26 protein-coding genes are annotated in these 21054 nt (G+C 45.1%); 5 read left to right on the forward strand and 21 right to left on the reverse strand.

Annotated elements, in window-relative coordinates; genetic code table 11:
• Positions 1 to 798: a hypothetical protein gene (locus tag RFF05_RS13915; protein ID WP_409967654.1), complete on the forward strand. Its 798-nt coding sequence runs from the start codon at positions 1 to 3 to the stop codon at positions 796 to 798.
• 44 nt (positions 799 to 842) lie between these two features.
• Here RFF05_RS13915 and RFF05_RS13920 read toward each other — a convergent pair whose 3' ends face one another.
• The 19 genes from RFF05_RS13920 to RFF05_RS14010 form a co-directional block, all read right to left on the reverse strand.
• Positions 843 to 1802, reverse strand: a complete 960-nt coding sequence (locus tag RFF05_RS13920) for a DUF6744 family protein (RefSeq protein ID WP_409967655.1) — start codon at positions 1800 to 1802, stop codon at positions 843 to 845.
• Between the two features lie 13 nt (positions 1803 to 1815).
• Positions 1816 to 2853: a hypothetical protein gene (locus RFF05_RS13925; protein WP_409967656.1), complete on the reverse strand. Its 1038-nt coding sequence runs from the start codon at positions 2851 to 2853 to the stop codon at positions 1816 to 1818.
• Positions 2854 to 2901: 48 nt separating this feature from the next.
• A complete protein-coding gene (locus RFF05_RS13930; protein ID WP_409967657.1) occupies positions 2902 to 4269 on the reverse strand; it encodes a hypothetical protein in 1368 nt (455 codons plus the stop codon).
• A gap of 220 nt (positions 4270 to 4489) precedes the next feature.
• Positions 4490 to 5860, reverse strand: coding sequence for an IS4 family transposase (locus RFF05_RS13935; protein ID WP_409966964.1), 1371 nt, complete (start codon positions 5858 to 5860; stop codon positions 4490 to 4492).
• A 97-nt stretch (positions 5861 to 5957) separates the two neighbouring features.
• Positions 5958 to 6353, reverse strand: a complete 396-nt coding sequence (locus tag RFF05_RS13940; protein WP_409967658.1) for an AAA family ATPase — start codon at positions 6351 to 6353, stop codon at positions 5958 to 5960.
• Positions 6354 to 6366: 13 nt separating this feature from the next.
• The gene (locus RFF05_RS13945; protein WP_409967659.1) at positions 6367 to 7371 is read right to left on the reverse strand and encodes a Rad52/Rad22 family DNA repair protein; all 1005 of its coding nucleotides are present in this window, start codon (positions 7369 to 7371) and stop codon (positions 6367 to 6369) included.
• A gap of 3 nt (positions 7372 to 7374) precedes the next feature.
• Positions 7375 to 8049: a hypothetical protein gene (locus RFF05_RS13950; RefSeq protein ID WP_409967660.1), complete on the reverse strand. Its 675-nt coding sequence runs from the start codon at positions 8047 to 8049 to the stop codon at positions 7375 to 7377.
• The gene (locus tag RFF05_RS13955; RefSeq protein ID WP_409967661.1) at positions 8049 to 8618 is read right to left on the reverse strand and encodes a hypothetical protein; all 570 of its coding nucleotides are present in this window, start codon (positions 8616 to 8618) and stop codon (positions 8049 to 8051) included. Before RFF05_RS13955 ends, RFF05_RS13950 begins: the two co-directional genes overlap by 1 nt.
• A gap of 9 nt (positions 8619 to 8627) precedes the next feature.
• Positions 8628 to 8924, reverse strand: coding sequence for a hypothetical protein (locus tag RFF05_RS13960; protein ID WP_409967662.1), 297 nt, complete (start codon positions 8922 to 8924; stop codon positions 8628 to 8630).
• Positions 8921 to 9463: a hypothetical protein gene (locus tag RFF05_RS13965; protein ID WP_409967663.1), complete on the reverse strand. Its 543-nt coding sequence runs from the start codon at positions 9461 to 9463 to the stop codon at positions 8921 to 8923. Before RFF05_RS13965 ends, RFF05_RS13960 begins: the two co-directional genes overlap by 4 nt.
• 16 nt (positions 9464 to 9479) lie before the next feature.
• Complete coding sequence (locus tag RFF05_RS13970; RefSeq protein WP_409967664.1) at positions 9480 to 9755, reverse strand: type I restriction endonuclease subunit M; 276 nt, start codon at positions 9753 to 9755, stop codon at positions 9480 to 9482.
• Between the two features lie 11 nt (positions 9756 to 9766).
• Positions 9767 to 11170, reverse strand: coding sequence for a DUF6094 domain-containing protein (locus RFF05_RS13975; RefSeq protein ID WP_409967665.1), 1404 nt, complete (start codon positions 11168 to 11170; stop codon positions 9767 to 9769).
• Complete coding sequence (locus tag RFF05_RS13980) at positions 11160 to 11600, reverse strand: hypothetical protein (RefSeq protein WP_409967666.1); 441 nt, start codon at positions 11598 to 11600, stop codon at positions 11160 to 11162. Before RFF05_RS13980 ends, RFF05_RS13975 begins: the two co-directional genes overlap by 11 nt.
• Before the next feature lie 70 nt (positions 11601 to 11670).
• Entirely contained in the window at positions 11671 to 11856 is a 186-nt protein-coding gene (locus RFF05_RS13985) for a hypothetical protein (protein ID WP_409967667.1), read from the reverse strand.
• Positions 11857 to 12642, reverse strand: a complete 786-nt coding sequence (locus RFF05_RS13990; RefSeq protein ID WP_409967668.1) for a hypothetical protein — start codon at positions 12640 to 12642, stop codon at positions 11857 to 11859.
• Positions 12639 to 13409, reverse strand: a complete 771-nt coding sequence (locus RFF05_RS13995) for a ThiF family adenylyltransferase (protein ID WP_409967669.1) — start codon at positions 13407 to 13409, stop codon at positions 12639 to 12641. The genes RFF05_RS13990 and RFF05_RS13995 overlap by 4 nt, the downstream gene beginning before the upstream one ends.
• On the reverse strand, positions 13406 to 14461 hold the full coding sequence (locus RFF05_RS14000) for a hypothetical protein (RefSeq protein WP_409967670.1): 1056 nt from the start codon (positions 14459 to 14461) through the stop codon (positions 13406 to 13408). The genes RFF05_RS13995 and RFF05_RS14000 overlap by 4 nt, the downstream gene beginning before the upstream one ends.
• Positions 14428 to 14682, reverse strand: a complete 255-nt coding sequence (locus RFF05_RS14005) for a hypothetical protein (protein ID WP_409967671.1) — start codon at positions 14680 to 14682, stop codon at positions 14428 to 14430. The genes RFF05_RS14000 and RFF05_RS14005 overlap by 34 nt, the downstream gene beginning before the upstream one ends.
• A gap of 336 nt (positions 14683 to 15018) precedes the next feature.
• A complete protein-coding gene (locus RFF05_RS14010) occupies positions 15019 to 15297 on the reverse strand; it encodes a sigma factor-like helix-turn-helix DNA-binding protein (RefSeq protein ID WP_409967672.1) in 279 nt (92 codons plus the stop codon).
• A gap of 133 nt (positions 15298 to 15430) precedes the next feature.
• Between RFF05_RS14010 and RFF05_RS14015 the strand changes: the two genes are divergently transcribed.
• Positions 15431 to 16483, forward strand: a complete 1053-nt coding sequence (locus RFF05_RS14015) for an IS30 family transposase (RefSeq protein ID WP_409967673.1) — start codon at positions 15431 to 15433, stop codon at positions 16481 to 16483.
• Between the two features lie 12 nt (positions 16484 to 16495).
• Here the strand turns inward: RFF05_RS14015 and RFF05_RS14020 are convergent, their stop codons facing one another.
• Positions 16496 to 16765 (reverse strand): hypothetical protein, encoded by a 270-nt coding sequence (locus RFF05_RS14020; protein WP_409967674.1) that lies wholly within the window; start codon positions 16763 to 16765, stop codon positions 16496 to 16498.
• Between the two features lie 224 nt (positions 16766 to 16989).
• A complete protein-coding gene (locus RFF05_RS14025; protein ID WP_409967675.1) occupies positions 16990 to 17544 on the reverse strand; it encodes an RNA polymerase sigma factor in 555 nt (184 codons plus the stop codon).
• A 675-nt stretch (positions 17545 to 18219) separates the two neighbouring features.
• On the opposite strand from RFF05_RS14025, the gene ltrA reads away from it, so the two are divergent.
• The 3 genes from ltrA to RFF05_RS14040 all read left to right on the forward strand — a co-directional run bounded on the left by ltrA (position 18220) and on the right by RFF05_RS14040 (position 21031).
• Complete coding sequence (gene ltrA / locus RFF05_RS14030) at positions 18220 to 19500, forward strand: group II intron reverse transcriptase/maturase (RefSeq protein WP_409967676.1); 1281 nt, start codon at positions 18220 to 18222, stop codon at positions 19498 to 19500.
• 93 nt (positions 19501 to 19593) lie between these two features.
• The gene (locus RFF05_RS14035) at positions 19594 to 20199 is read left to right on the forward strand and encodes an RNA polymerase sigma factor (protein ID WP_409967677.1); all 606 of its coding nucleotides are present in this window, start codon (positions 19594 to 19596) and stop codon (positions 20197 to 20199) included.
• Positions 20174 to 21031 (forward strand): DUF4367 domain-containing protein, encoded by an 858-nt coding sequence (locus tag RFF05_RS14040; protein ID WP_409967678.1) that lies wholly within the window; start codon positions 20174 to 20176, stop codon positions 21029 to 21031. The genes RFF05_RS14035 and RFF05_RS14040 overlap by 26 nt, the downstream gene beginning before the upstream one ends.
• The last annotated feature ends 23 nt before the right edge of the window (positions 21032 to 21054 follow it).

Here is a 21054-nt window from a genome sequence, read left to right on the forward strand (position 1 = left end):
ATGAATGTGCTAAAAAAGATTCTGATTTTAGTGGTGCTATGTGCAATTATGTTGATATCTGTATCAGCTAAAGATGACATATCAGATAGACTAGAATCTATACAAGGGATCCATAGTGAGTATTTCTTAGATGAATTAAATGGAACATATTATATCTATTTTGGTCGCCCAACTTGTACAGAATGTATTGCCTTTGAAAATGTTCTGCAAGAATATTTAGTCGGGAAAAAGATTACTATCCATTATTACAATACACAGTATTGGAAAGATGAAGATCAAAATTACGAGCATGTACTCGCACTCTACGATATTCAGTATGTGCCTTTGCTTGTGAAAATAGTCAATGGGGAAGAAGTCAGTCGCTTTAGTTATCAGATTGAGGATAATCCTTCTTATGTAAATACAAAGCTTGATGAACTATTTTTGCCTATATCTGATAAAACGCTCTCTGTTTCGACGGAAGATGGGCATCCTTTGCAATTTGCAGATAAATTGTTGGCTGTTACATTTTTTGCTTTAATTTTTAATCTGACTGTCCTGCTATGTTGGCGAGTAAAAAAGAAAAACATTGAAACCAGAACACTTTTTCTATGTGCAGTAAATGCCACATGGATTGGGTTGCTACATATTATGATTTCAAGCTTCTCTTTTTCGTACACACTGTATTACGATGCAATACCAGACTCAAGTTTTCTGGGCATCCTTGGTAGGAAAACTTGGCTGGTAATTACACCGATTATCTATTGTTTTATTATTTATCTGTGTGGATATCTTATTTCTAAAAATAAGGAAAGCTAATGGAGTGGGCTACGATTCGTTAAGAATCGTAGCCCACACTACATTTAATCACGCCACCGATCGAAATCGTAGGCTTCTTGCTCGTAGGGAGAGTTCTTCCCCAAGATTCGCAAGGAGCTGAATTCGTCGTCTAAGTCGGTCAACTCCCGACGGAGGATGTCTTCGTAGTGACGCTTCTTTTCTTCTAATGCTACAATCCGCAATGCCCAGCGTTCTAAAACGATGGGGGAACGGCTATCCGTATCAATGAAATAGGCGGCTCTTTCTTGGTATTCGGCAATTTCTTTTTTCACAGCAGAATAAAACTCTTGGGTCATTTTGTTCCGTTGCTTATCGTCGTTGACGATGTAAAAGCTATTGACGCTCAAGGGAGTACCGCATTGTCCAGCCTCGCTCACTGCTTCAATGAAAGTTTCAAAAGCATCTACCTTGTGCATAAATTGACGTGGCACAAAGTAGAGATAGCCATTGCCACTCATTTTGATGGCCTCTACAGAGCGAATAAAGCTCTGGCAGATGGTTTCCAACTGTTTACGGTTGGCAGAGTGCAGATGCAGTTCAAACCGAGCTGCTGCTTTTGCACACAAGGCTCCAGCGTCAACGGCTTCGTCATAAACCAGATTGTCATAGCCGAATTGATTGCCAGTCTTATCGAAATACAAATTTGCCAGCTTGCTGTAGGAATTGGTTTTGACGCCAACAGCTTCTTTCACCAACTCACGAGAGAAGGCATCGGTGGTACGCTTATTATCACGGCAGTATACTTGGTATACCTGCCCAGCGGTGACAATCCGTTCTTTGAGCTCCCCTGTAGCGGAACGAAATGCGTCGGAAACACTTTCCCGACTGCCACCAGCGTATGCAATGTCAATGGTCTGGCAAAGCTCTGCCATTGCCTCTTTGTCCACTAGAATGCTGGATAAAGAAAAGTAGAGAAATTTCCCCAGCACTTGTTCGCTCTGCTGGGATGAGCCTACGATGTTATTGAAGTCAATGTGTTCCATAATAGTTCTCCTTTTAACCTTGAGTTACACAGCTCAAGAAATAATCATCCACGCCTTTATAGGCTGGATTCCATGTGTATTTTTTGTATTGAATGCCTTTGATTTTTTGTACTTCTTTGCGCATTTTCAAAACAGCATTACGAACCTGTGGGTTGGTCATCTGGTCTGTGTCCATGGCTTCTACCACTTCCGTAACCCCCAATTTCCGTACGGTGTCTTTCAGCCCATTTAGAGCATTGACACCACCGATGCAAACGAAAAGCGAGTCACCAGATAGAAAACTGGCGGCATCCCCTTTTAGTGGCCCTTCTGTGAGAAAAGCCCGTTTGCTTTGGGTGTTGCCTGTGACGTGAACCCATGAATAGCTACGGGTGCCGTTGATGAAATTGGGGTCACGGCTAGAGAGCCAGCGATACTTCCGATTGGGCTGGCTGGCATCGTCTAAGCGGATTTTCAACCCCTGTATCAAACCATCTTGGTCACGGACGGGAATGAGAAAGCCTTTTGGCCCTGCCAATGTCCAAGTGTTATTTTGCATGTAAAACCCTGGGATACCCAAAAGGTCATGGCGCATCCCTAGCAGGTGGGCTAGTAGCCGTCGTTGCTCTGGGGTTTCTGGCATACTGCGATACTGATTTTGAACAATGCGCTGTTCTGACAGCCCCCGTCCCAGAAGATTGTCGCCATGTTTATCCGATAGTGTCAAATGTGACAGCATATCGTTATAAACTTGGTGGCGATCTATCAAGGGGCGGGGCTGTCTCTCTGTGTGTTGGGCCGTTGGTTGCACAGGCATAGGATATACATTGCCCCCTTGCTTCAACGTCCGAAAGGCTTCACCGTTGGTCATGTCGTGAATTTTGGCATACAGCGACACGCTGTTGCCATGGCTGTCACAAAGGACACAACGGTATTGGTCTGTACTGGTGTTGAGGGATAAGTGATACTTCCCTGGGCCACGGTCACCGCAAAAGGGGCAGCTGGCCTCGACCTCAGAGCGCCGAAGCGTTCGAGTGTCGAGGACAAGCCCACACCGCCGTGCCACGTCCACAATGGGAATTTTCTCGTATGATTTGGCCAGCGGTCTCACCCCTTTGCCTTATGCTGCCATCGACTGGCTTTGTGTGGGCTGGGAGCCCTGCACATTGAGCATAGCGTGGGGGATGCACTTTGCCATGATGATTTGTCCTGTGGGGCGTACATTTGCCAAATCCTCCACCGATTCCATGTTGTCTATAAAGACAGGATAATTCCGTCCGGTGAGCTTTTTCACTAGCTCAGACACTTCCATCCCAGCCCGAATTTTTTCAGACAGAGAGAGGCGGTCATACCGTCTACCATTGTAGGTAAAGCGGAAGGTGTCCTTCACTTCTCCAGTGGTTTTCACCACATCATAGAGGGAGATTGCCACACGATTGAGCCGAAGGGAGGCAAAAGTCAACTCTGCCTTTTTGGAGAGATAGAGTGCAATATCCGCTATCAGCCCTTTTTTGGCTTTGATAGTATCATTGGCCGCTTTCATCTGTCCGTCAAAATCAGGAATGGATTGTTGCACCATATGATCCATGGCAGTCAGTTCGCTTTGCAACTGTTGGCGTTGGTTGCGCAATTCTTCCAACCGTTGATAGTCTTGGACGGAGAGATTGCCATAGTCCAGTGTAGCGGTGATGCTTTGGATTTGGCCTCGCAACTGCTCTAATAAGTTGGTATCGGTTTGGTCTTCTAGCTGTGCAATTTGTTGTTGCAGACGTAGGATTTCATCTTCCATGGCAGTTACATCTTGCCTTTGAAATTCATGGAACGCCGCTTTGCTCTTGTTGTCCATCTCTTGAATTTCAAGCAATTGCCGACGTCGCTCTTGACCTTGTGCCATGATTTGTCCTAATACTCCTTGGAAGGTTTCCTGCACTTGGGATAGACTTTCTTCGGTGATAGAGCGATGGCAGGTGGGGCAAGGGCTTCCGCTGGCCAGTTCTTTGGCAAGGGAAACTTCCTTATGATATTGCTGTCCCAACTGTTGCACCAAAAGCTGTGTTTGCGCCAGACTGTCTGTGAATTGGGATACATAGACTTCGCTTTGTCGCTGTGTCATCCGTTGGCGAAGGTGGTTGATTTCACTGTGGAGCAAGGCTGTGCCATTACCCCCACCGTCTTTCACCGCCTCATTGTATCGTTGGCTTAAATCCACCACCTGTTGATGAAGTGCTTGGAGATCAAGTCCTTCAAACTGCATGACTTCCAAAGTGGCGATTTCCTGTGACAAGTGCTCCAGTAACTGCTTTTTTTCTGCCTGACTATTGCCGAGACTGTCTGCTTGTTGATTGGACAAGTCCTTTTGACCTGTTAGGTAAATGATGGATTCTTCCGAAGTGCGGATTTCTTCCCGCAAGGTTTTCAGATAGGATTCGGGAGAATTGAACTCCACTTCTGACAAAACCTTCTGGGTTTGTTGGTTCAGCTCTGCCATAATTTGCTCGTGGGGAATGGTCGGCAAATAGCGACGCAAAAGGTCTTTTCCGTTGTTCCCCAATTCCTCGATGAAATAGAGGGGGTTGAGGATAGACCAATGTCATTAAGTTAAGCTATTGAAACGCAAGAACAGCTAATAAAAAATCATCGGAATCTAAAAATGCGCAGGACAAGCAAGCAGATTTTTCAATCTGCTTGCTTGTCCTTATAACGTGGCATTACGCCAAGCGATAGAAAAAAGAGGTGTCGGTTCTGGGGTTCGTGTTGCGTCGCTTGCGTGGGTTTGAGGGCAAATTTCGCATGGGTGTTAGGTTTTTTGCGATGCAGGCTTCAACTTCGGCGACGGGTACATTCTTCCCAAAGAATTTACGACAAATTTGAGTGGCAACAGCGAAATTTATTTGATAAACCCGCTTTCTGGTAACTTTTTTTACAGCAATGCACGAGGTTATCAACTGTGTAAAATTGTATATAATCAACTTGGCGAAGATTTCTTGAAGAAGAAGCTTCGTCTTTTTGCTGTGAAAATACAGCAATCCGACGGTGAATTTCAAAGAGCGGAAGGACGTTTCGATACCCCATCGCTTGGCGTACAAATCCTTGAGGGCAGCAGAATCAAATTCACTTTTATCCAAATTTGTGGCAACCGTTTCGTAAGAATTTTCAGAAAGTTTAAAGCAAACGAGGCGAATATGTAACGGATATGGCTCGATTTTTTCATTTTTCTTTGTTTTGCAGGGTAAAAAATCAAATGGTGAACTATGGGCGATAAATTTCAGGTTTTGATTTTTGGCTTGCGCTGTTTGCTTGCGTGAAATGTGTAGCGTCAGTGAAACGTCAAACTCCTCACCAACAGGCAAAGATAATCCGTGACAAATACCGTTGCGTGAAGCAGAATCCTTCACTCTGACAAGGAATTTTTGCCCTCTTTCTTGCACATGAGCGAAATTATTGTACGATTCGTAGCCTCTATCAGCAATGTAAATGGTGGGTACTTTTGATTGATTACGTGCCACCATGGTGGCAAAGGCCTTGTTTTCACCCTTTTCAACCGTTGCATCCACGTAGGTTTTGCGCAAAATATCGTACATGGCGTTGAGGTGCAAAAGGTTAAAAGGCTTGGAGTCATTGGCCTTTTGATGGTAAGAATCCACTTCCTTTGGGTTGGTGGGAACGTGCAAACTAGAGCCATCCACAGCCAAAAGGCGGTAGCCACGGTGGGTGATGGGTTGGTTTGTTTCGGCAACAAATTGGTGGAATAAATCCTCGAAGGCAGTTGATTTGATTTTGTTTCGTTGTTGCACAAAAGCGGATACTGTAGGTGAGGATGAATGTATGCCGAATTGTTCGGATAATTCCCCATATAGTGTTTTTCCTGTGAGAGATAAGGTTGTTTCAATTACTTTTTCAAATGGTAACTTCCTATTTCGGGTGAAGTCTTTTTCTGGATTTTCAGCATATTTTACAGCGTTTTGCGAAAGGGCTTTTATGGATTTTTTTAGTGTTCTTTTTATGTTTTTTGTTGTGAATGTCATGTGTGCATCTCCTTTGTTATCAGCGTTATGCTCAATAACAAGGGTCGCCTTCATTGACTTTGGTCAATGAAGGCGACCGCACATTTTTTTGTAATTGTCAAGCTTTTTTTAAAAGGTTCTGGGTGTTTTTCTTGTAGCACCCAGGCTTATCTTAATGACATTGGAGGATAGACAGCACCACTTCTTTTTCGCCAAACAGTTGAAAAAGTGTGGATTGGGTGGTGTCTTCCCCGTCCAGAGTGATAAACATACGGCTTTTTCTGCGACTGCGATTGAGAATGTGCACATTGCCATCCTCCGTCATAAAACGAAGGGAGATGTGCAAGTCTTGGTTATCATCACAATGGAGGCGGTCAATGGAACGCTCCCCGAAGAAGGGTAGCCCAGTGATGGCAAAGGCGATGGCATCTGCAATGCTGGATTTGCCTCTACCGTTGCCACCTGTGATGATGGTGGGATTGCCAAAGGTAAAAGTGGTTGCTTCATTGTAGGATTTGAACCCAGATAGGGTTAAATCTAGGATGTGAAATGCAGAAATCTTGTCCATAAAGTCCCTTTCTCTATGCTGCACTTTGAGGCATAGGGTTTAAAATTTGATACCGCTCTAAAACGTGGAATACCACATTACCTCGTGTTTCTGTTCGATAGCCCACACCCACCAAGGAGGTGCCAGGGGCTACGTTTGGCATGGGGCCATGAAAGTATACAAAAAGCTTTTGTCCTTGTGGATTGGTCAGCTCCAAAGCGTTGCTGATACCATGTCCTTCTTGTTGGGTTTGCATATCTGTGACCATAAATTCATAAGCAGGTGCTTGTTGCTTGCCCTTTGGCAAAGGCTTGCCCTGAAATTGAGGGGGCGGCCATCCAGCATTTTGTTGCATGGGCGGTTGATTTTGGGGTGACAGTTGTGGTTGCATGGGCGGCTGATTTTGGGGCGGTTGATACTGTCTGGCCTGTTGTGACTGACTTTCTCGTGGCGGTTGCTGTGGTTGTAGATTTGGTTGTTGTAGTTGCGCAGGTTGCATTTGGGACGTTAGCTGGGCTTCAATGCCAGTGGGTCTGGTATGGGTCAAGCCTAGCTTTTTGAGCATTTCTAAATATTTCTTGTTTAGATTGCTACGCTCAGAGTCACGAATGACGCAACTTCGTCCCTTTTGCTCCACAGACACCCATACGGTGTCCATACTATACAGGGTGCGACCAATGCCCCACTGGACTGCGGCTCGCTTCATACTATCCGACAGCCCTCCTTTGACGGGCTCAATATCAGAATTTTCAGCACCGTCCCACTTGGTAATCCAGCCGTGCTGTTCATAGCGAATGGAAAGACCACACAGTTGACTGGATTTATCCTTGCTATTGTGCCAAGGTGTGAATTCATTCTTCCAATTTTCTGGGCCCACCACTTCATCCAATCGGTTTTGAATAGCTCGATTGGTGATGTAAGGCACGGCAAAGCCACCAGTTTTTTCTTTGTTGGTGCCTTGTACCCGCCATTCCAAGTCCTCTGGTGCAAAAGGCTTTGCTAAGGCCTCTGCGATTTCTTTTGGTGTTTTTGCTTCCATGGGCTATCTCCATTCTAAAAATTGCCCTAAAGTCTGCCCATTTTCAATTAAAATATGTTCATAGTAGTAGGCAGAGGGCTTGTCTTTCATATGCTCCAGCAAGTCACGATATTGCAGGTGCGGTTTGTTGTGCTTTTCCATAAATTGATGGTTGTTATTGGGTAAAGATAGGATGAATCCTGGCAGAGTAGTCAGTTGCTCCGATCGCTTATACACAGGTAATGGATTGTTTCCGAGACAAATACTGCCTTCTGTCCCCACATTGGAAAATGGGTAGTAATACAGTTTGGTATTTGATGTCAACACACCTTCTGGCACTACACAAAGTTTGCATTTGCGTACGCGCTGTTCTTTAGTGTCAAATTGAAATCCAAAAACCAATCTAGGTAACGGAAAATTTTCATACAAGGTACCTTCGTAGGTGATATCAGCACGTTGCCTTTGGTGGCTCAAAAAGTAATAACGGTATTGCTCACTCATATTGACAGCAATACAGTTTTCTGGTAGCAAGCCACTGAGGTAAATACCATCCTCCACATAACTATGGAGGAAACAGGATCTCAATTCTGCTGGATCAATATTTTTGCGACTGACAATGCCAAGTTTGTCAAGTTGCTCTACCACCATTTCTCCTCGTGGGGAGGAAATCAAAATTTTTGTGTCAAAGTCATCGCACATTATGCAGCCACCTCCCGTTCTGATTGACGTTCTGGGAATGGGATAACTGAGCACTGGGTGGTCATTAAAGTCTGGCGTAGCTGTTCCACTTCATAATGAAAAGCATCGTAAATTTCGAGCAGACCACAAATCACTTCACCGCTGATGACAAACTCATAGCCTGCAAAAAGCATCATGCGCTTGCGACCATGTTTTTCAAACTCCCATGTATAGCCATAGGCATAGCTGTTGTAGTTCATACCATTACGCATAGCAAGTTCCATGCGTTTTCTAAAAGGATTATCTTGTTGTGTGAGTTCCATTTTTTCTTCATATTGCAAGCAGAGCTCTGAAAATTCATCAATCACAGGGTCGAAGAATAGATAGGTGTAGCATTCTTCTCGTTCATCTTCTATGAGTCGAGTGTCATCGAAAATAAGAAAAATCGACTCCAGACCCAATTCAAAGAAAACATCCTCATCCAGTTCACTGTCTGCATACATAGAAAAAAGGCTTTCACCCATACCTCTATCGTGGAAACATTTGAGTATCCACAGGGCATTGATTGCTCCAGAATCATATTCAATCATGGCAATCCCTCAACAAAATTGGCACTGTCGCAAGGGAATAGGCGCTATGCGCACCATGGATGTGCCCAGTTGGGTAACTTGCCGACTGCGTGCAGACATATTGTCGCAATATTGCTCAAAAGCTGGTAAATCACTTTCTTCAAAAGCGTCAAAGTCGATGTTCCCCAAGAGCACAGGCTCCTTGTCTGAAGATGGTGACAGCAATAGGCTTGCAAGGTAGTGGTTCACGCCCTCTGGAGGAAGGCTATCCAATGGTTCAATATTGCTCAAATGGGTGGTCAGTAGTTCCAAATCAAAGCGCCTCATGTTTTATCCCCCTTATGCCCTAATGTCACGACGCACAAGGCATACTGGGCCATGTGGGACAGCACTTCTTTCATCATGTCTTCCTCAGCATAGGCATGTTGTTCTTTGACGAAATAAAATCCTGCATCTGGGAGAAGTTCCCCTGCAATCATGGCAAGATGCCAGAAAAGGTGACCTGAATGATGGTCTGGGTCTTTGACTTGGAATACATAACACTCTTGTTTGCCATCGTTTGTGGTTTCTTTCCCCACAGGAATGAGCGTGTCAGCAATGGCATCCATGTGCCGATCCATGATTTTTTCTTGCTTCTTTTTGGCTTTATCAAAGAAGCAGGCAAATTCCAGCGGATGCTTTGCGCCTAGAACAATGCCGAAGTTGCCAGGAACCAAACGGTCCCAAGCAATGACAGCAGGTTCAAAGGTGTCAAAGCGAGTGCCTTTGTGGGGTTGCAAAATCCCTTTTGCTTGTTGCCAGAGTTTTTGTTCGGTGGTATCACAAGAAGATACAGGCAGGACTAAAACCAAGGTTTGAGTTTTCATAGAAAATCCTTCTTTCTTAGTATTCATCGGGCAATAGCAAAGTGGTGGTAGAGCCATCCCCTTCGGTAATCACCCACATGGTTCCATGGTCATGGCGATAGGCCGACAGCAAGCGGTTGCCTGCTACCAGTGCTAATTCGTTTTCTCTTACATCATTGGTGGACAAATCCCCCCAGTCGCCTTGGCTGTGGCGGGTGATGGCACCTTCAATTTCTGCTTGGCTAAAGAGTTCTACAATGCTAGGGGTGGCAACAATGCGCCCTAGTTCAAATTTGGTGTTGAGCTGTAACATAACATTCTCCTTTACGCCAACGAGCGAAACCCCTCTGGGGTTAGCACGTTGAATATCATTTTGTTACTGATAATTTCTTTGATTTCACCGCCACTGGGTTTGCCTTTGGCGTTGTATTGAGGGTGTTCTTCTGTGCGTTTTACCTTGACAATCCGTCCTTTGATTATGTGGGGTGTCTCGCAATCCACCAAACCATTGATTAAGCCAGAGCCACCGATCAGCCCTACCTGCCCGATGGACAGGGGGAGAAGCGGCCTTTTTTGCTCTTGACTATGCTGGTGTTTACACATCATCTGCTGGAAACTATTGGACTGAGCCAACTGACGACTCAATTCTTTTTGATTAAATTGAGCTCCTTTGAAGGTGCTGACTTGCCGTGTGATGGTGGGTAAGTGATACCGTTCCATAGGCAATTGGGCGATTGCAGGGATGTTCTGAGGTGCATACCCTAGCTGATCCAATTGTTCCGCAAGTGCAATGTCTTCGCTCCGTGTTTTGCGCCGTCCCATGATGGCTACTTGCTTGAATTTCTTAAATTCATCGTCGGTAAATCGCCAAACAGTTACATCGGTAAAATTGTCGCTGATAACACGGCAAATATCTGGTGTCAGCCGATAATAAGGGATGATGTATACCAACAATCCACCAATGGTAAGATTGCGGTAGCTCTCCACTAAGAAGCGTTTTTCATGCCGTGTTCGATTCCCACCTTCTCCTAACACTGCAAGATAGGGTGGATTGAGAAACAGCAGATGAAAGGCATCATAGCTGACATGGCTGTGAAAAAAGCTCCCATAGCCGACTCGATATAGCCTGCTTTCTGCCTGCTGGCCACGGCTTTCGTCCAGTTCCACACCGTAGGTATGACAATCCTGCCCCTGCGCCAATTGGCTCAGGGCAAGACCGCATCCACAGCAGGGGTCTAGGTAGTTGGGCTCGACACCCTCTGGTACGGAAAAAGCTTCCTTGATATAGGCGATATTCTGTGGGCCGGTAGGGTAATAGCCAAGCTTGACATTGTTCATCAGGCGTCCAATGATGGCGGCATCGGTGGTCTGCCCTGGCTGTGGCAGTTTGTTTGCAAAGTCTATCATCACATTATACACAGGCTTGTAGGCGCTGGAGGACAGGGCGAACCCTGCCAGTCCACTACGCAAAGTTCCAGCCAATTGGGATAGACGGTATTCTTCCACCTCTTGTAAGCATCGTTGGGTGTCCCCCAAGACTTCTACCAAGGCATCTCTGTCTTTTTCTAAGGTGTGGTATAAATCTTTCGCCGTGGTAACATCTATGGCACGGTATTTCTCCACACGAGCCCGTCCAATGACCAACCCATGGATACCATCATCAATTTGTTGTCGTAGGCGATGAAGCTGTTCCAGCACATAGTAGCGTTGGGTTTCATTAGGCTGCATGGCGGCACCGCCCTTGATAATGGGAGAAGGTTGCCAATAATTGGGTGTAGTCTCCACCAGAGAGTGCATTTAAGGGCAACCACTGATTGAAACCGTGCTGTCCACCTTTTATCTGGGTGATGGTACGATAGAGCATCACATCATTGTGTAAATCAAATTGGCTCAAGGTAATCATCAACCCCTCATTGTCCCAAAGGCCATACAAAGACACTTCTCCAGAAGTTGCAATGCCAGCGGTATTGGAACGGACAATAAAATCGGTGAACGCCAAATCTTTGGCCATTCCACGGAGAAAGGCTTTCCCATGGCGGTGAAATTCCACCTTTGCTCCATTGGGTCCACACTCTTTTTCACCATAGATGTAGGATAGATTGCCCTCAAGCAGGGTGGCTAATTGTTTCATTTTGGCTTGTTGCGATTTGATAGACATGGTAAATTTCCTCCTTAAAATGGAAACAGTAAGGGTGCATGGTTGCTTCCTTACTGTTTCTTCTGGCGACTTAGGCCGCCTTTGTTTGGTTGTTTGTAGAAATCATTGTCGCCTTGGGCTGTGTCACCATTTTTTTGCCCACGCATCCTTTCAATTGAAAGGTGCTGTTGGGAGCCATGATACCAGCGTAGCGTTGTTCCTCTAAAATTTGTCGCCCATCTTGTTGATAGATGGTGCGATGTGTCACTGTTGTCATTCATGCCACCGCCTGCCACGTTGGGTTACTAAAGACAGGGGCGTTTTCCTCTGGTGTGTTGGGGATAACCTTTAAGGTGCATCCACTTTCACGGCAGAAGGAAAATAAGCGAATGAAGCGCTGTAGTTCAAAATCATTGGCTACGTCAGGCGCATTTTCGGAGGGCTTGATATCCCAACCATCCAAAATAGCGTTGACGGCATCCGACACGCTTTGTTGTACGGTGGCTTGTTCTGCATCTGGTGGCGTTGGTTCTGCTTGCGCTGGCTCTTGGACAGGTGCATCTTCCATAGGCGGTTTTGCTAGAGCGTCCTCCACCACGGTGTAAGTGGCGTTCATCACCTCTTTGGGTGTGTTCCATGCCAGCCAAATCCGTTGCATTTTTGCCCGCAACAACAGGTTAAACAATCCACCATGTTTATAGGGGAGATGGATGACCAATTCTGCTTTCACATCACCAATTTCAGTCATGGTGGCAGACAATACGCCTGTTTGCACATAGTCTACCGTCAGCATACAAGATACGCTCACACTGTTGGAGGCGAAAATCTCCATAGCTTCCAGCCGTTTTGCCATTACCGATTCGCAATGCAGGCTGGCACACTCTACGTCGTCAACCACCATGGTATCGGTGTTGATGATGTGAGCCTTGACTAGCCCTTTGCCTGTAATCTGTTTGGCGGTTAGGGTGTTGGTGACCTCCAAACAGCCGTCTACCACAATCAAATCAGTGGTCAATGTGTTGTAATGAGCAGTTTCTCCTGCGGGTACATATAGTTTTTTCATGCTGCAATCCTCCTGCTTTTTCGGCTTTGCACCGTGGGTCGCACATGGACACCTTTGGTTGAAAAGGTGGCTTGTCGGACGGTGTGGTTGCCGATGGTTAAAATGTTGTAAATCATATCCACCACAATGGTGGCGGCTGTAATATTGGCGGTCATACTTTGGGGTGCAGAAACGGATGTCTCTGCACAGCTAAGTTCAGTGGGGAATTTGTCCGTTAATTCCAGCACATCTGGATAGACTGTTCCCACAGGTTTGAAATACGTTCTACCAGCACGGCGAATGCCACAGACTACTTGGCCTGCATATTCTCCGTTGCCAGCGTCAATGTAAATCAGCTCTTTCATCTGGTAGAAGACTTGGTGGCACAATTGACGGCTTTTGTTGTTGTCCACAGCGCCAATTAAAATCACCAGTTCTGTTTCTGTTGCACTATGAGGATAATTCCCATTTTGCCATTTTTGGGGCGTTAACAGGGCTTTTAGCGATTGTATATCCTCAATAAAACCGGGGATGTACTGGGTTTCCAAACCAAAGACAGCAGAGTATCTCTCTGCCAGCACCTTTGCCTTGTTCTGCCCAATATCGGCGGCAATGAAATTTTGACGGACAAGATTTTTCTGCTCCACCAAATCCCCATCGCAAAGGATGAAAGACACAGGGCGGTCAAGTGCATAGAGCAGGCGGTATAAATGAGGCGCAATGTGCCCTCCAGTCCCCCCAGCTCCTAACATGACAATTTTAATTGGTCGTGTTTTAGAAAACTTCACGAATGGGCCTCCTTGTAAAATAAGTCATCCCACTGGCAATGGGGTTGCTGACAATCCAGTTGCTCCCTCCAAAAGCTTGGGAAGGAATAACTTGGCACTTCTAGTACCTGGCCAGGATTGATTTCTTGATACACGCCACCTACGCTAATGCGTGCGGTGATGTCTGGGAAAAATTTATCCAGCCGTCCTACCACAAAATAAAGGCGGGTGGCTTTTTCGTCAGCATCATCTTGAGCAGAAAATCTGGCGGCCATGCTGTTGTGGCTATGGATATCTGCGTAGTGCAAATATCTATCTTCTGCCAGACAGTCTACATCCAAATAGGCATGGATTGTGTTTTTGGTCACCGTCTGTTTGGGGATATGCACCACATATTCTAAGTTTTCTCGATCCCAATAAATGTGAGCCAATGCTTCATACTCATGTTCATCCATCAAGCTACGAAAAAAGCCGATGACTGTCCACAAGATGTCCATAGGAATGGGGGGCAAGGCTGGGGTTAACCCAGCCGTTGCCTTCCCAAATTCAATGATGTTGCTTTTGGGTGCGATAAAATCGCCCAACTCTGTTTTTCGCAGTTCGTAGACCCGTCCATCCTGAGCAGGAAAGATGCAGATTTTCTTGTTGGATGCTTGGGCATCTGCTTGGCTAAGGAAAATCCCCTTGTAATCAGGGAGCCCCTTACTTTGAGCAGTGACCTTTGGCTTGACCAAGCAACTGGGGTTTTTGTCTTTGGCTTTTTTCAGCATATCCAAAAACTCTTTGCTGGCTTCAATAGATTCTTTCATAGAAATAATGGTAGATTCAATGGGTTTGGGGATGGTTTTGGTAATTTTCCCGTACTCCATCGTCCAAGATACCTTTTTCCCCTCAGATAATTCTGGAAAGGTTTCTGCCTTTTCAATGCGTAGCATTTCAAAAGTCATGGCACCGTCCTCGATGTCCTCTGTGACGCCACCATAGGCGAACACAGGGGCTTTGTCGAACAGGGATTTGTTCTGCAGGGCATCCATGGCCGCTAGAATGGGATTGGGTACTTCCTCCATCTCCATTGGGGGGTGATTTGGGGTGCTTTGCTTGATGCTGGTTGTGGGGTAGGCTGTGGGGTTTGTGGGACTGGGGTGATTTGTGGGGCAGGAACAGGTTGTACCACAGAGGGTGCAGGGGAGGAAAATAAATCCTCTACAGTGGTGGTGTTTCCTCCGCCAAAAATGGCACTCACATCCAGTTCTTCTTCTGCTGGGACTTGGATAAAATTGCTTGCTTCAAACATAATGGGTTGCTCCTTTCAAATTTTATAGCTCTGATTTTGGACACAAAAAAAGACTGTAATGTCCCCAACGGGTCATTACAGTCTTCAGTGTCAATATAGTGTATTTCAGGTCAAACATGCGGGATGGTATAGAGGGGTACAAAAACGCCCCAATCGCCAATTTCCGCCCTCTCTGCTCTATCCTCTCTGCTCCTCCCTAATACAAGGGTAGTATAGCATGGATATGGGTTATTGCATAGGTGCAAATGTTGCTTCTATGATAATGGATGAAAACAAGGTAGGGTAAGTTCTCCCATTGTTTGTTTTTCTCAATGTACATTCTGCGCTAGATATATATCAACAATAAGCATTTCGCAACTTTTTCTCTGCCTTTTTTCGTATTTGGTTGACATTCTGTCTGCTTACATTCCAAGTGTTGGCTATATCAGTACTGCTATAGCCGTATACATAGACATAGAGCAGGATTGTACTCTCCTTTTTTGATAATATACCCTCTGGGAACAGCAGTCTCAAATCTTCTTCATCTGTAACTGACAATTTCCTTTCGACATCGGCTTGTTGTGTTACACTTAAATCTTGGATAGATATTGTCTGTTCCTCAATAACGGATTTCAAGTAGAATAAATATCGTCTGTAATTAAATGGTTAATTGTAAAATGAAATTGAACACATAAAAAGTCCACAGTGAATGGACTTTCTGTTAGAATAAAGTTACCACACAACACTCTGACAGAAGGAGCCAATCACCATGGACAAGACCTATTCTATCACAATTTCGCCAGAACGCAAGAGGGGGCAGCATTTGGATGCTGAGGCTCGTGGTGCTCTGCAACAGCTTCACAAGCTGGGCTATAGCAACCGAGCCATCGCCCGTGCGCTAAACTGCAGCCCTTCTACGGTAGGCTATGAGCTCCGTCGTGGCACGCTGGAGTACTCCGGTCGAGGGCGCAAGCCCGGCTACTCCGCCAAGCGTGGTGGAGCGGTCTACAAGGCCAATCGCTTGCGGTGTCGTCGACCCCAAACAGTGCCCAGAAGCTCCTCGTTCATCGACTGGACAGTGGCGCAAATCCGCAATCAAAAATGGTCATTCGACACCTGTGTCGGTCGTGCCAAACTGCTCGCAAAGTTCCAAAACCAACCTATCCCATGCACAAAAACCCTCTACAATTTGTTGTGGAAATGGGAATTGCCGTTGACATTATTCGAACTTCCAGAGGTGCTTAGTCGCCGTCAGCACGGAAAACCTCGTATTTCTAACCGTTCTTACGGGAAAAGCATTGAGGAGCGTCCACCTGAAGTAGCAGAGCGAAACACCTTTGGCCATTGGGAGTCAGACACAGTGATTGGACGAAAAACCAAGGGTGAAAAAGCTGTTTTTACCATTGTCGAACGGCTGACGGGTTGCTATCTCGCGATTCTAATTGATGAGAAAAGCACGAGTGGTGTGGCCGTTGCTATGACGCAGCTCAAAGAGCAGTACGGCGATAAATTTGGCGAAGTTTTCAAGTCAATCACCACGGATAACGGCAGTGAATTTGCTAATTTCGCCGACTTCGAAGCCCTTGGAACCAAGATTTACTTTGCCCATCCCTATTCATCCTGGGAGCGTCCTGTGAACGAGCGAAGCAACCGTGTACTCCGCAAATTCATGCCAAAAGGCAAGTCGATGAATGGCTTCACACCCGAACAAGTCCTCATGTTTGCCGATGAAATTAATGCCATGCCAACTAAACGACTGGGCTACCGCACCCCAGAGGAACTATTTGAGGCAGAACTGGATTGGATTTATGCTGTAGCATAAAAAACGCTTTATTCAACGAAAGTGTTCAATTTGGTATTGCAATTTTCGTCTGTAATTAAATCTGGCGATATAATTCACAATGCTTCCATCTGTTGTGTTGTGGAGAGTGCTGAAATTATGACACATGACAAGTTCAATAAAATCTGCCTGCAAATCATTTTCGGCATCTTCATATCCCAGTTTTCTTCCATATTTTCTAAATAATCCAGCAAATTGTTCTACGAGGGTGAGCATTTCTATAGAATCTCCTTTTTGGGCAGAAAGAACACGATCAATAAGCATAAGCACCTCTCCTTTACTCCTTTGGAGTAAAAGAGAGTGATTTACAAAAAATGTAAACCTGAAAATTGAGAAATTTTTTATCTAACTATCAAACCCGATATTCGTCTGTTTGCAACAAAATAAACTAAAAGTTTTTAATAAAAAAGGACCATGGCATAGCGAATTTGTGTTCACTATGCCATAGTTCTTTTGCAATCTAAATCTTGGTTAGTTCATCGTCAAAGCTATCTGTCTCCCATTGTGGATAGTATTGCTCGATTTACTTTCCTTTTTGCACGGGTGACCGCCATACGAATTGCGGCCTCATTCATATCGAGATTTTCTGCTATTTCCTTATAACTTTTCTTTAAGAAAAATCTGGATTCCAACAGATAACGTGTCTGGACATCTAAAACCTCCCAAGTGTTTTGAAAGTAAATAAATTCCTCTTTTTTGAGCAGATAGAGTTCCACTGGTGAAGTTTGGGTATTAGCCTCTTCGTGATACCATTCTTCTGTTAATGGCAATTCAATCTTTTTGTCTCGTAAGTGGTTAAACGCTGTGTTTCGCCCTGCAATCACACAATAATTGATTAAGTGCGCTTCAGCCATAGTTTTAAGCAATGGAATTTTTTCAATCAATTTTAGAATTACGGATTGGAGAATATCTTCTGTCTCCCATTCATTTTGGACAATCTTGAATATTTCTTGATATAATAGTCGACGGTATCCCAGATAAAGTTGCTCCATAAACATCCGATCATCATCGTTTTCGATGGTTGCGATTATGTATAAAATCATACACACATGTCTCTACTTTCTGGTATTTGGCACTGTAGTCCCTTATTCCACTATGTCGAAAAGGTCCATATACTGACAGGTAAAGCTAAAAAATAAGTGTAAATAAAAATAATCAAAATTTTATGTTGCAAAATGCTTCCTATGGTGTTTATTATAATAGGGAGAAAGGGGGTGCGCCAGTTCGGTGCAGTTATTCTAGTTCGGTGGAAGTCCGAACCCGACAAAGCGTAGCGAGCAGTCGGTACACAGCCTTGGAGCCGAAGCCGTGAGGTGAGGTTTAAGCGTAGGCAGATGGAGCGTAAGAGCCGCAATGGGGAACCGTGAAGCGATAGAGCCCCGTAAGTTATATAGAATGGAAGTCGATACCGTCCTCTTGGTCGCAGACAGCAATGGGAATCCGCAAAGCTAGGATAACCAGGTTCCATCGGGGTCAGAGAGCGTGGCGAGTGCGCAAAGGAATAACTGGATACCTGGGAGGTCTGGCAGGCTCTGCAGAGGAAGGTTTACTAGCAGTAAGAGGGATTGAAGTCTTGTAAATGGAGAGACCTTGACGGCCTGTCAGAAGTCGGACTACCTCATAGTAGTGATGAAAGCTGTGAAAGCAGGTGGAGCGAAGGGGGTAGCAAGTAGTCGTTCCCAACGTGGAAACATACCTGGCACAGGAGGCTAAATCGTATGGAACCAAAAGCAATGAGAATAAGGGAACAGTCATCAACATACCCAAAGGTGCAGAATGTGATGCACAACGTCAACGAAACAACGCTGATGATGCAACACCGAAAGCAAGTCAAGAAGAAGGCAACAGGCATAGACGGCATAGACAAGGAATCCTACGACCAGCACGCCAAGGAGAATATAGCGGAACTAGTACAGCGGATGCGGAAATTTCAGTATAAACCGCAGGCGGTGCGAAGAACCTATATTCCCAAAGGTAACGGAAAACTTCGGCCACTGGGTATCCCAGCCTACGAAGACCGTTTGGTGCAAGGTGCGATGGCAGACGTGCTCAACGAAGTCTATGAGCCTAGATTTTTGGATTGCTCCCACGGATTTCGTCCGAAGCGCAAAGCTCACGATGTGGTGCGGTATTTGAACCAGAGTATCATGAGAAGCAAGGCGAACTATGTGTTAGAGGCAGATATCAAGGGCTTCTTTGACAATGTAGACCATGACTGGCTGATGAAATTTCTGGCACACGATATTGAGGACAAGAACTTTCTGCGCTATGTCAAACGATTTCTGATTGCAGGGGTGATGGAGGGCACAGAACGCTTAGAGAGTGACCGAGGCACCCCACAGGGGGGCCAGATTTCACCGATTTTGGCGAATGTGTACCTACATTATGTGCTAGACCTATGGTTTGTAAAGGCGATTGCGCCGAAACTAAAGGGTCAGGCACACTATGTGCGGTATGCGGACGATTTTGTCATTTTATTTCAATACGAAAACGAGGCGCAACAGGTGATGCAACTGCTGAAAGAGCGGATGCAGAAGTTTTCATTAGAAGTGGCAGAGGATAAGACCAAAATTCTACCTTTTGGACGGTTTAAGGGAACGAGGGAAGACTTTGATTTTCTGGGGTTCACCTTTTATAACACCAAGACCAGAGGTGGAAACTATCGTGTGGGTGTGCGTACCAGCAAGAAGAAATTGAAGGCGAAGAAACAGTCGGCAAAGGCATGGCTCGCTACACGGTTGACAAAGCCAGTGGCGGAGACGGTGAAACTTTTGTCAGCGGTAGTGAGGGGACATTGCAACTATTATGGGGTGAATGGGAATTTCCACGGCATACAAAATTTCTGGAAATATCTCAAATACTCCACCTACCGAATGTTAAATCGCCGAGACCAGAAGGGGAAATTACGGTATCCAAAGTTTTTGCGGATATGGGATTTTTATATCAAGGAACCGCACTTAACAGTGGATATATGGAACTGGAACCCGAAGATTACTTGAAGAGCCGTATGCGGGAAAACCGCACGTACGGTTCTGTGAGGGGCAACGACATCCCTTCACTAAAATGAAACTCTTTTAGGAAGGAGTGTCGAGTTGTCTACTCGACAGATAGACATGATTTTATATGCCATTGAATGTATTGAGCATGAAGAAGACCGCGTGTTCATGGAAGACATATATACCCAATACCATCGCTTGATGTATGCTACAGCGTTAGAGTATCATCAACTCTTGGCACAGGATATTATGCAAAGTGCGCTATTGAAGTTGATTACCCATCTTGACACATTGCGTAAATTAGAGCCAAAAGCCCTAGCCAGTTACATTGTGGTGACTGTAAAGCACACGGCCCTGAACATGATACGTCACGAGAATATCATCGACAAGCATATTGCTAGTGAAATGGCTCCAGCTTTTATAGAAAGTATGGAAGCCTCTGATTCCAAACCAGAGGAGTCGGTGCTGTTGTTAGAGCGACGCAAGTTGCTGTTGAGTGCCTTGGAGGCGTTGAGCGAGGACGATCGGATTTTGTTGTATGGGAAATATATTTTAAACCAAAGTGATGTAGAATTGGGGCAGCTGTTGGATTGTCCGACGTCTGCGATTCGTATGCGCTTAACAAGGGCTAGACGTGCTGCACGGCAAGAATTTTCAAAACAAGAGGAGGGTGTTCATGGATACACGACAGGAAAAGCTTGAGCAAATAGAAGATGCCCAGTTCGCCTTGCTGATGTATGACTTGGCAGAAAAAGAAGGGCAACGATTACTAGAATTGAATAAACAGCTACAAAATGACCCTACAGCCGCCGTTCCAGAGACATTGGATAAAAAATGCCGAAAAACCATTGCAGATTATTACAAAACCCAAGAGAATCGCAAACGAGTGCGAACACTGAAAAGTATTGGTAAAAAGATTTTGATTGCGGCATCTATTGCTACTATTTTGTTTACTTCCGCCTTTGCGCTATCAGAGGATTTTCGTGTGAGAACGATGGATTTACTGTTAGATGTGCAAGAACGGTATACAGCATTTTCTTTTATTGAGACAGCAGAGTTAGAAATTATCAAGCCAGAGGAGCCAATAGGTACAGAACAAGAGCCTACAGAATCATCTGCTCTGGAGGAGGTCAATGCAGCGACTCAGGCGAATGCTGAAGTAGCAGACTTTGTGGATGCAGGGTATTTCCCAGATTTTGAAATTACTTGGGTACCTCAAGGGTGGTATTTATATGAAGTGCAGTCAATCGAAGGTTTGTCTACTACAGTAATTTTAACCAATGGGAAAGATCAGTTTTTGAATATTGGAAGTGACTATCTAACACCGGGGGAAGAAGTGCTCTTTGACACAGAAGACGCTTATGTAGAAAATATACAGATACAGGGCTATGATACTCAATGTATCACCGAAGATGAATCCACAATTTTAGTAATTATTCGTCCAGAGTTGCAAAACTTAATCTCTATATCTTGTGCCGTGACACCTACAGAAGATGTAATTCGTATTGCAGAGAATATTATTTTCTACGACTAGTGGTTGCACTTTGGCTTTTTTGT

Source organism: Bengtsoniella intestinalis (assembly GCF_039719005.1).
GTDB classification, from domain to species: Bacteria; Bacillota; Clostridia; order Oscillospirales; family Oscillospiraceae; genus Oscillibacter; species Oscillibacter intestinalis.

Bases quoted from the DNA above. Each gene is read 5' to 3' on its own strand.
- RFF05_RS13915 (WP_409967654.1), top strand. From the start codon at position 1: ATGAATGTGCTAAAAAAGATTCTGATTTTAGTGGTGCTATGTGCAATT.
- RFF05_RS13920 (WP_409967655.1), bottom strand. From the start codon at position 1,802: ATGGAACACATTGACTTCAATAACATCGTAGGCTCATCCCAGCAGAGC.
- RFF05_RS13930 (WP_409967657.1), bottom strand. From the start codon at position 4,269: ATGGCAGAGCTGAACCAACAAACCCAGAAGGTTTTGTCAGAAGTGGAG.
- RFF05_RS13935 (WP_409966964.1), bottom strand. From the start codon at position 5,860: ATGAAGGCGACCCTTGTTATTGAGCATAACGCTGATAACAAAGGAGAT.
- RFF05_RS13940 (WP_409967658.1), bottom strand. From the start codon at position 6,353: ATGGACAAGATTTCTGCATTTCACATCCTAGATTTAACCCTATCTGGG.
- RFF05_RS13945 (WP_409967659.1), bottom strand. From the start codon at position 7,371: ATGGAAGCAAAAACACCAAAAGAAATCGCAGAGGCCTTAGCAAAGCCT.
- RFF05_RS13950 (WP_409967660.1), bottom strand. From the start codon at position 8,049: ATGTGCGATGACTTTGACACAAAAATTTTGATTTCCTCCCCACGAGGA.
- RFF05_RS13955 (WP_409967661.1), bottom strand. From the start codon at position 8,618: ATGATTGAATATGATTCTGGAGCAATCAATGCCCTGTGGATACTCAAA.
- RFF05_RS13960 (WP_409967662.1), bottom strand. From the start codon at position 8,924: ATGAGGCGCTTTGATTTGGAACTACTGACCACCCATTTGAGCAATATT.
- RFF05_RS13965 (WP_409967663.1), bottom strand. From the start codon at position 9,463: ATGAAAACTCAAACCTTGGTTTTAGTCCTGCCTGTATCTTCTTGTGAT.
- RFF05_RS13970 (WP_409967664.1), bottom strand. From the start codon at position 9,755: ATGTTACAGCTCAACACCAAATTTGAACTAGGGCGCATTGTTGCCACC.
- RFF05_RS13975 (WP_409967665.1), bottom strand. From the start codon at position 11,170: ATGCAGCCTAATGAAACCCAACGCTACTATGTGCTGGAACAGCTTCAT.
- RFF05_RS13980 (WP_409967666.1), bottom strand. From the start codon at position 11,600: ATGTCTATCAAATCGCAACAAGCCAAAATGAAACAATTAGCCACCCTG.
- RFF05_RS13985 (WP_409967667.1), bottom strand. From the start codon at position 11,856: ATGACAACAGTGACACATCGCACCATCTATCAACAAGATGGGCGACAA.
- RFF05_RS13990 (WP_409967668.1), bottom strand. From the start codon at position 12,642: ATGAAAAAACTATATGTACCCGCAGGAGAAACTGCTCATTACAACACA.
- RFF05_RS14000 (WP_409967670.1), bottom strand. From the start codon at position 14,461: ATGGAGATGGAGGAAGTACCCAATCCCATTCTAGCGGCCATGGATGCC.
- RFF05_RS14005 (WP_409967671.1), bottom strand. From the start codon at position 14,682: ATGTTTGAAGCAAGCAATTTTATCCAAGTCCCAGCAGAAGAAGAACTG.
- RFF05_RS14015 (WP_409967673.1), top strand. From the start codon at position 15,431: ATGGACAAGACCTATTCTATCACAATTTCGCCAGAACGCAAGAGGGGG.
- RFF05_RS14020 (WP_409967674.1), bottom strand. From the start codon at position 16,765: ATGCTTATTGATCGTGTTCTTTCTGCCCAAAAAGGAGATTCTATAGAA.
- RFF05_RS14025 (WP_409967675.1), bottom strand. From the start codon at position 17,544: ATGATTTTATACATAATCGCAACCATCGAAAACGATGATGATCGGATG.
- ltrA (WP_409967676.1), top strand. From the start codon at position 18,220: ATGGAACCAAAAGCAATGAGAATAAGGGAACAGTCATCAACATACCCA.
- RFF05_RS14040 (WP_409967678.1), top strand. From the start codon at position 20,174: ATGGATACACGACAGGAAAAGCTTGAGCAAATAGAAGATGCCCAGTTC.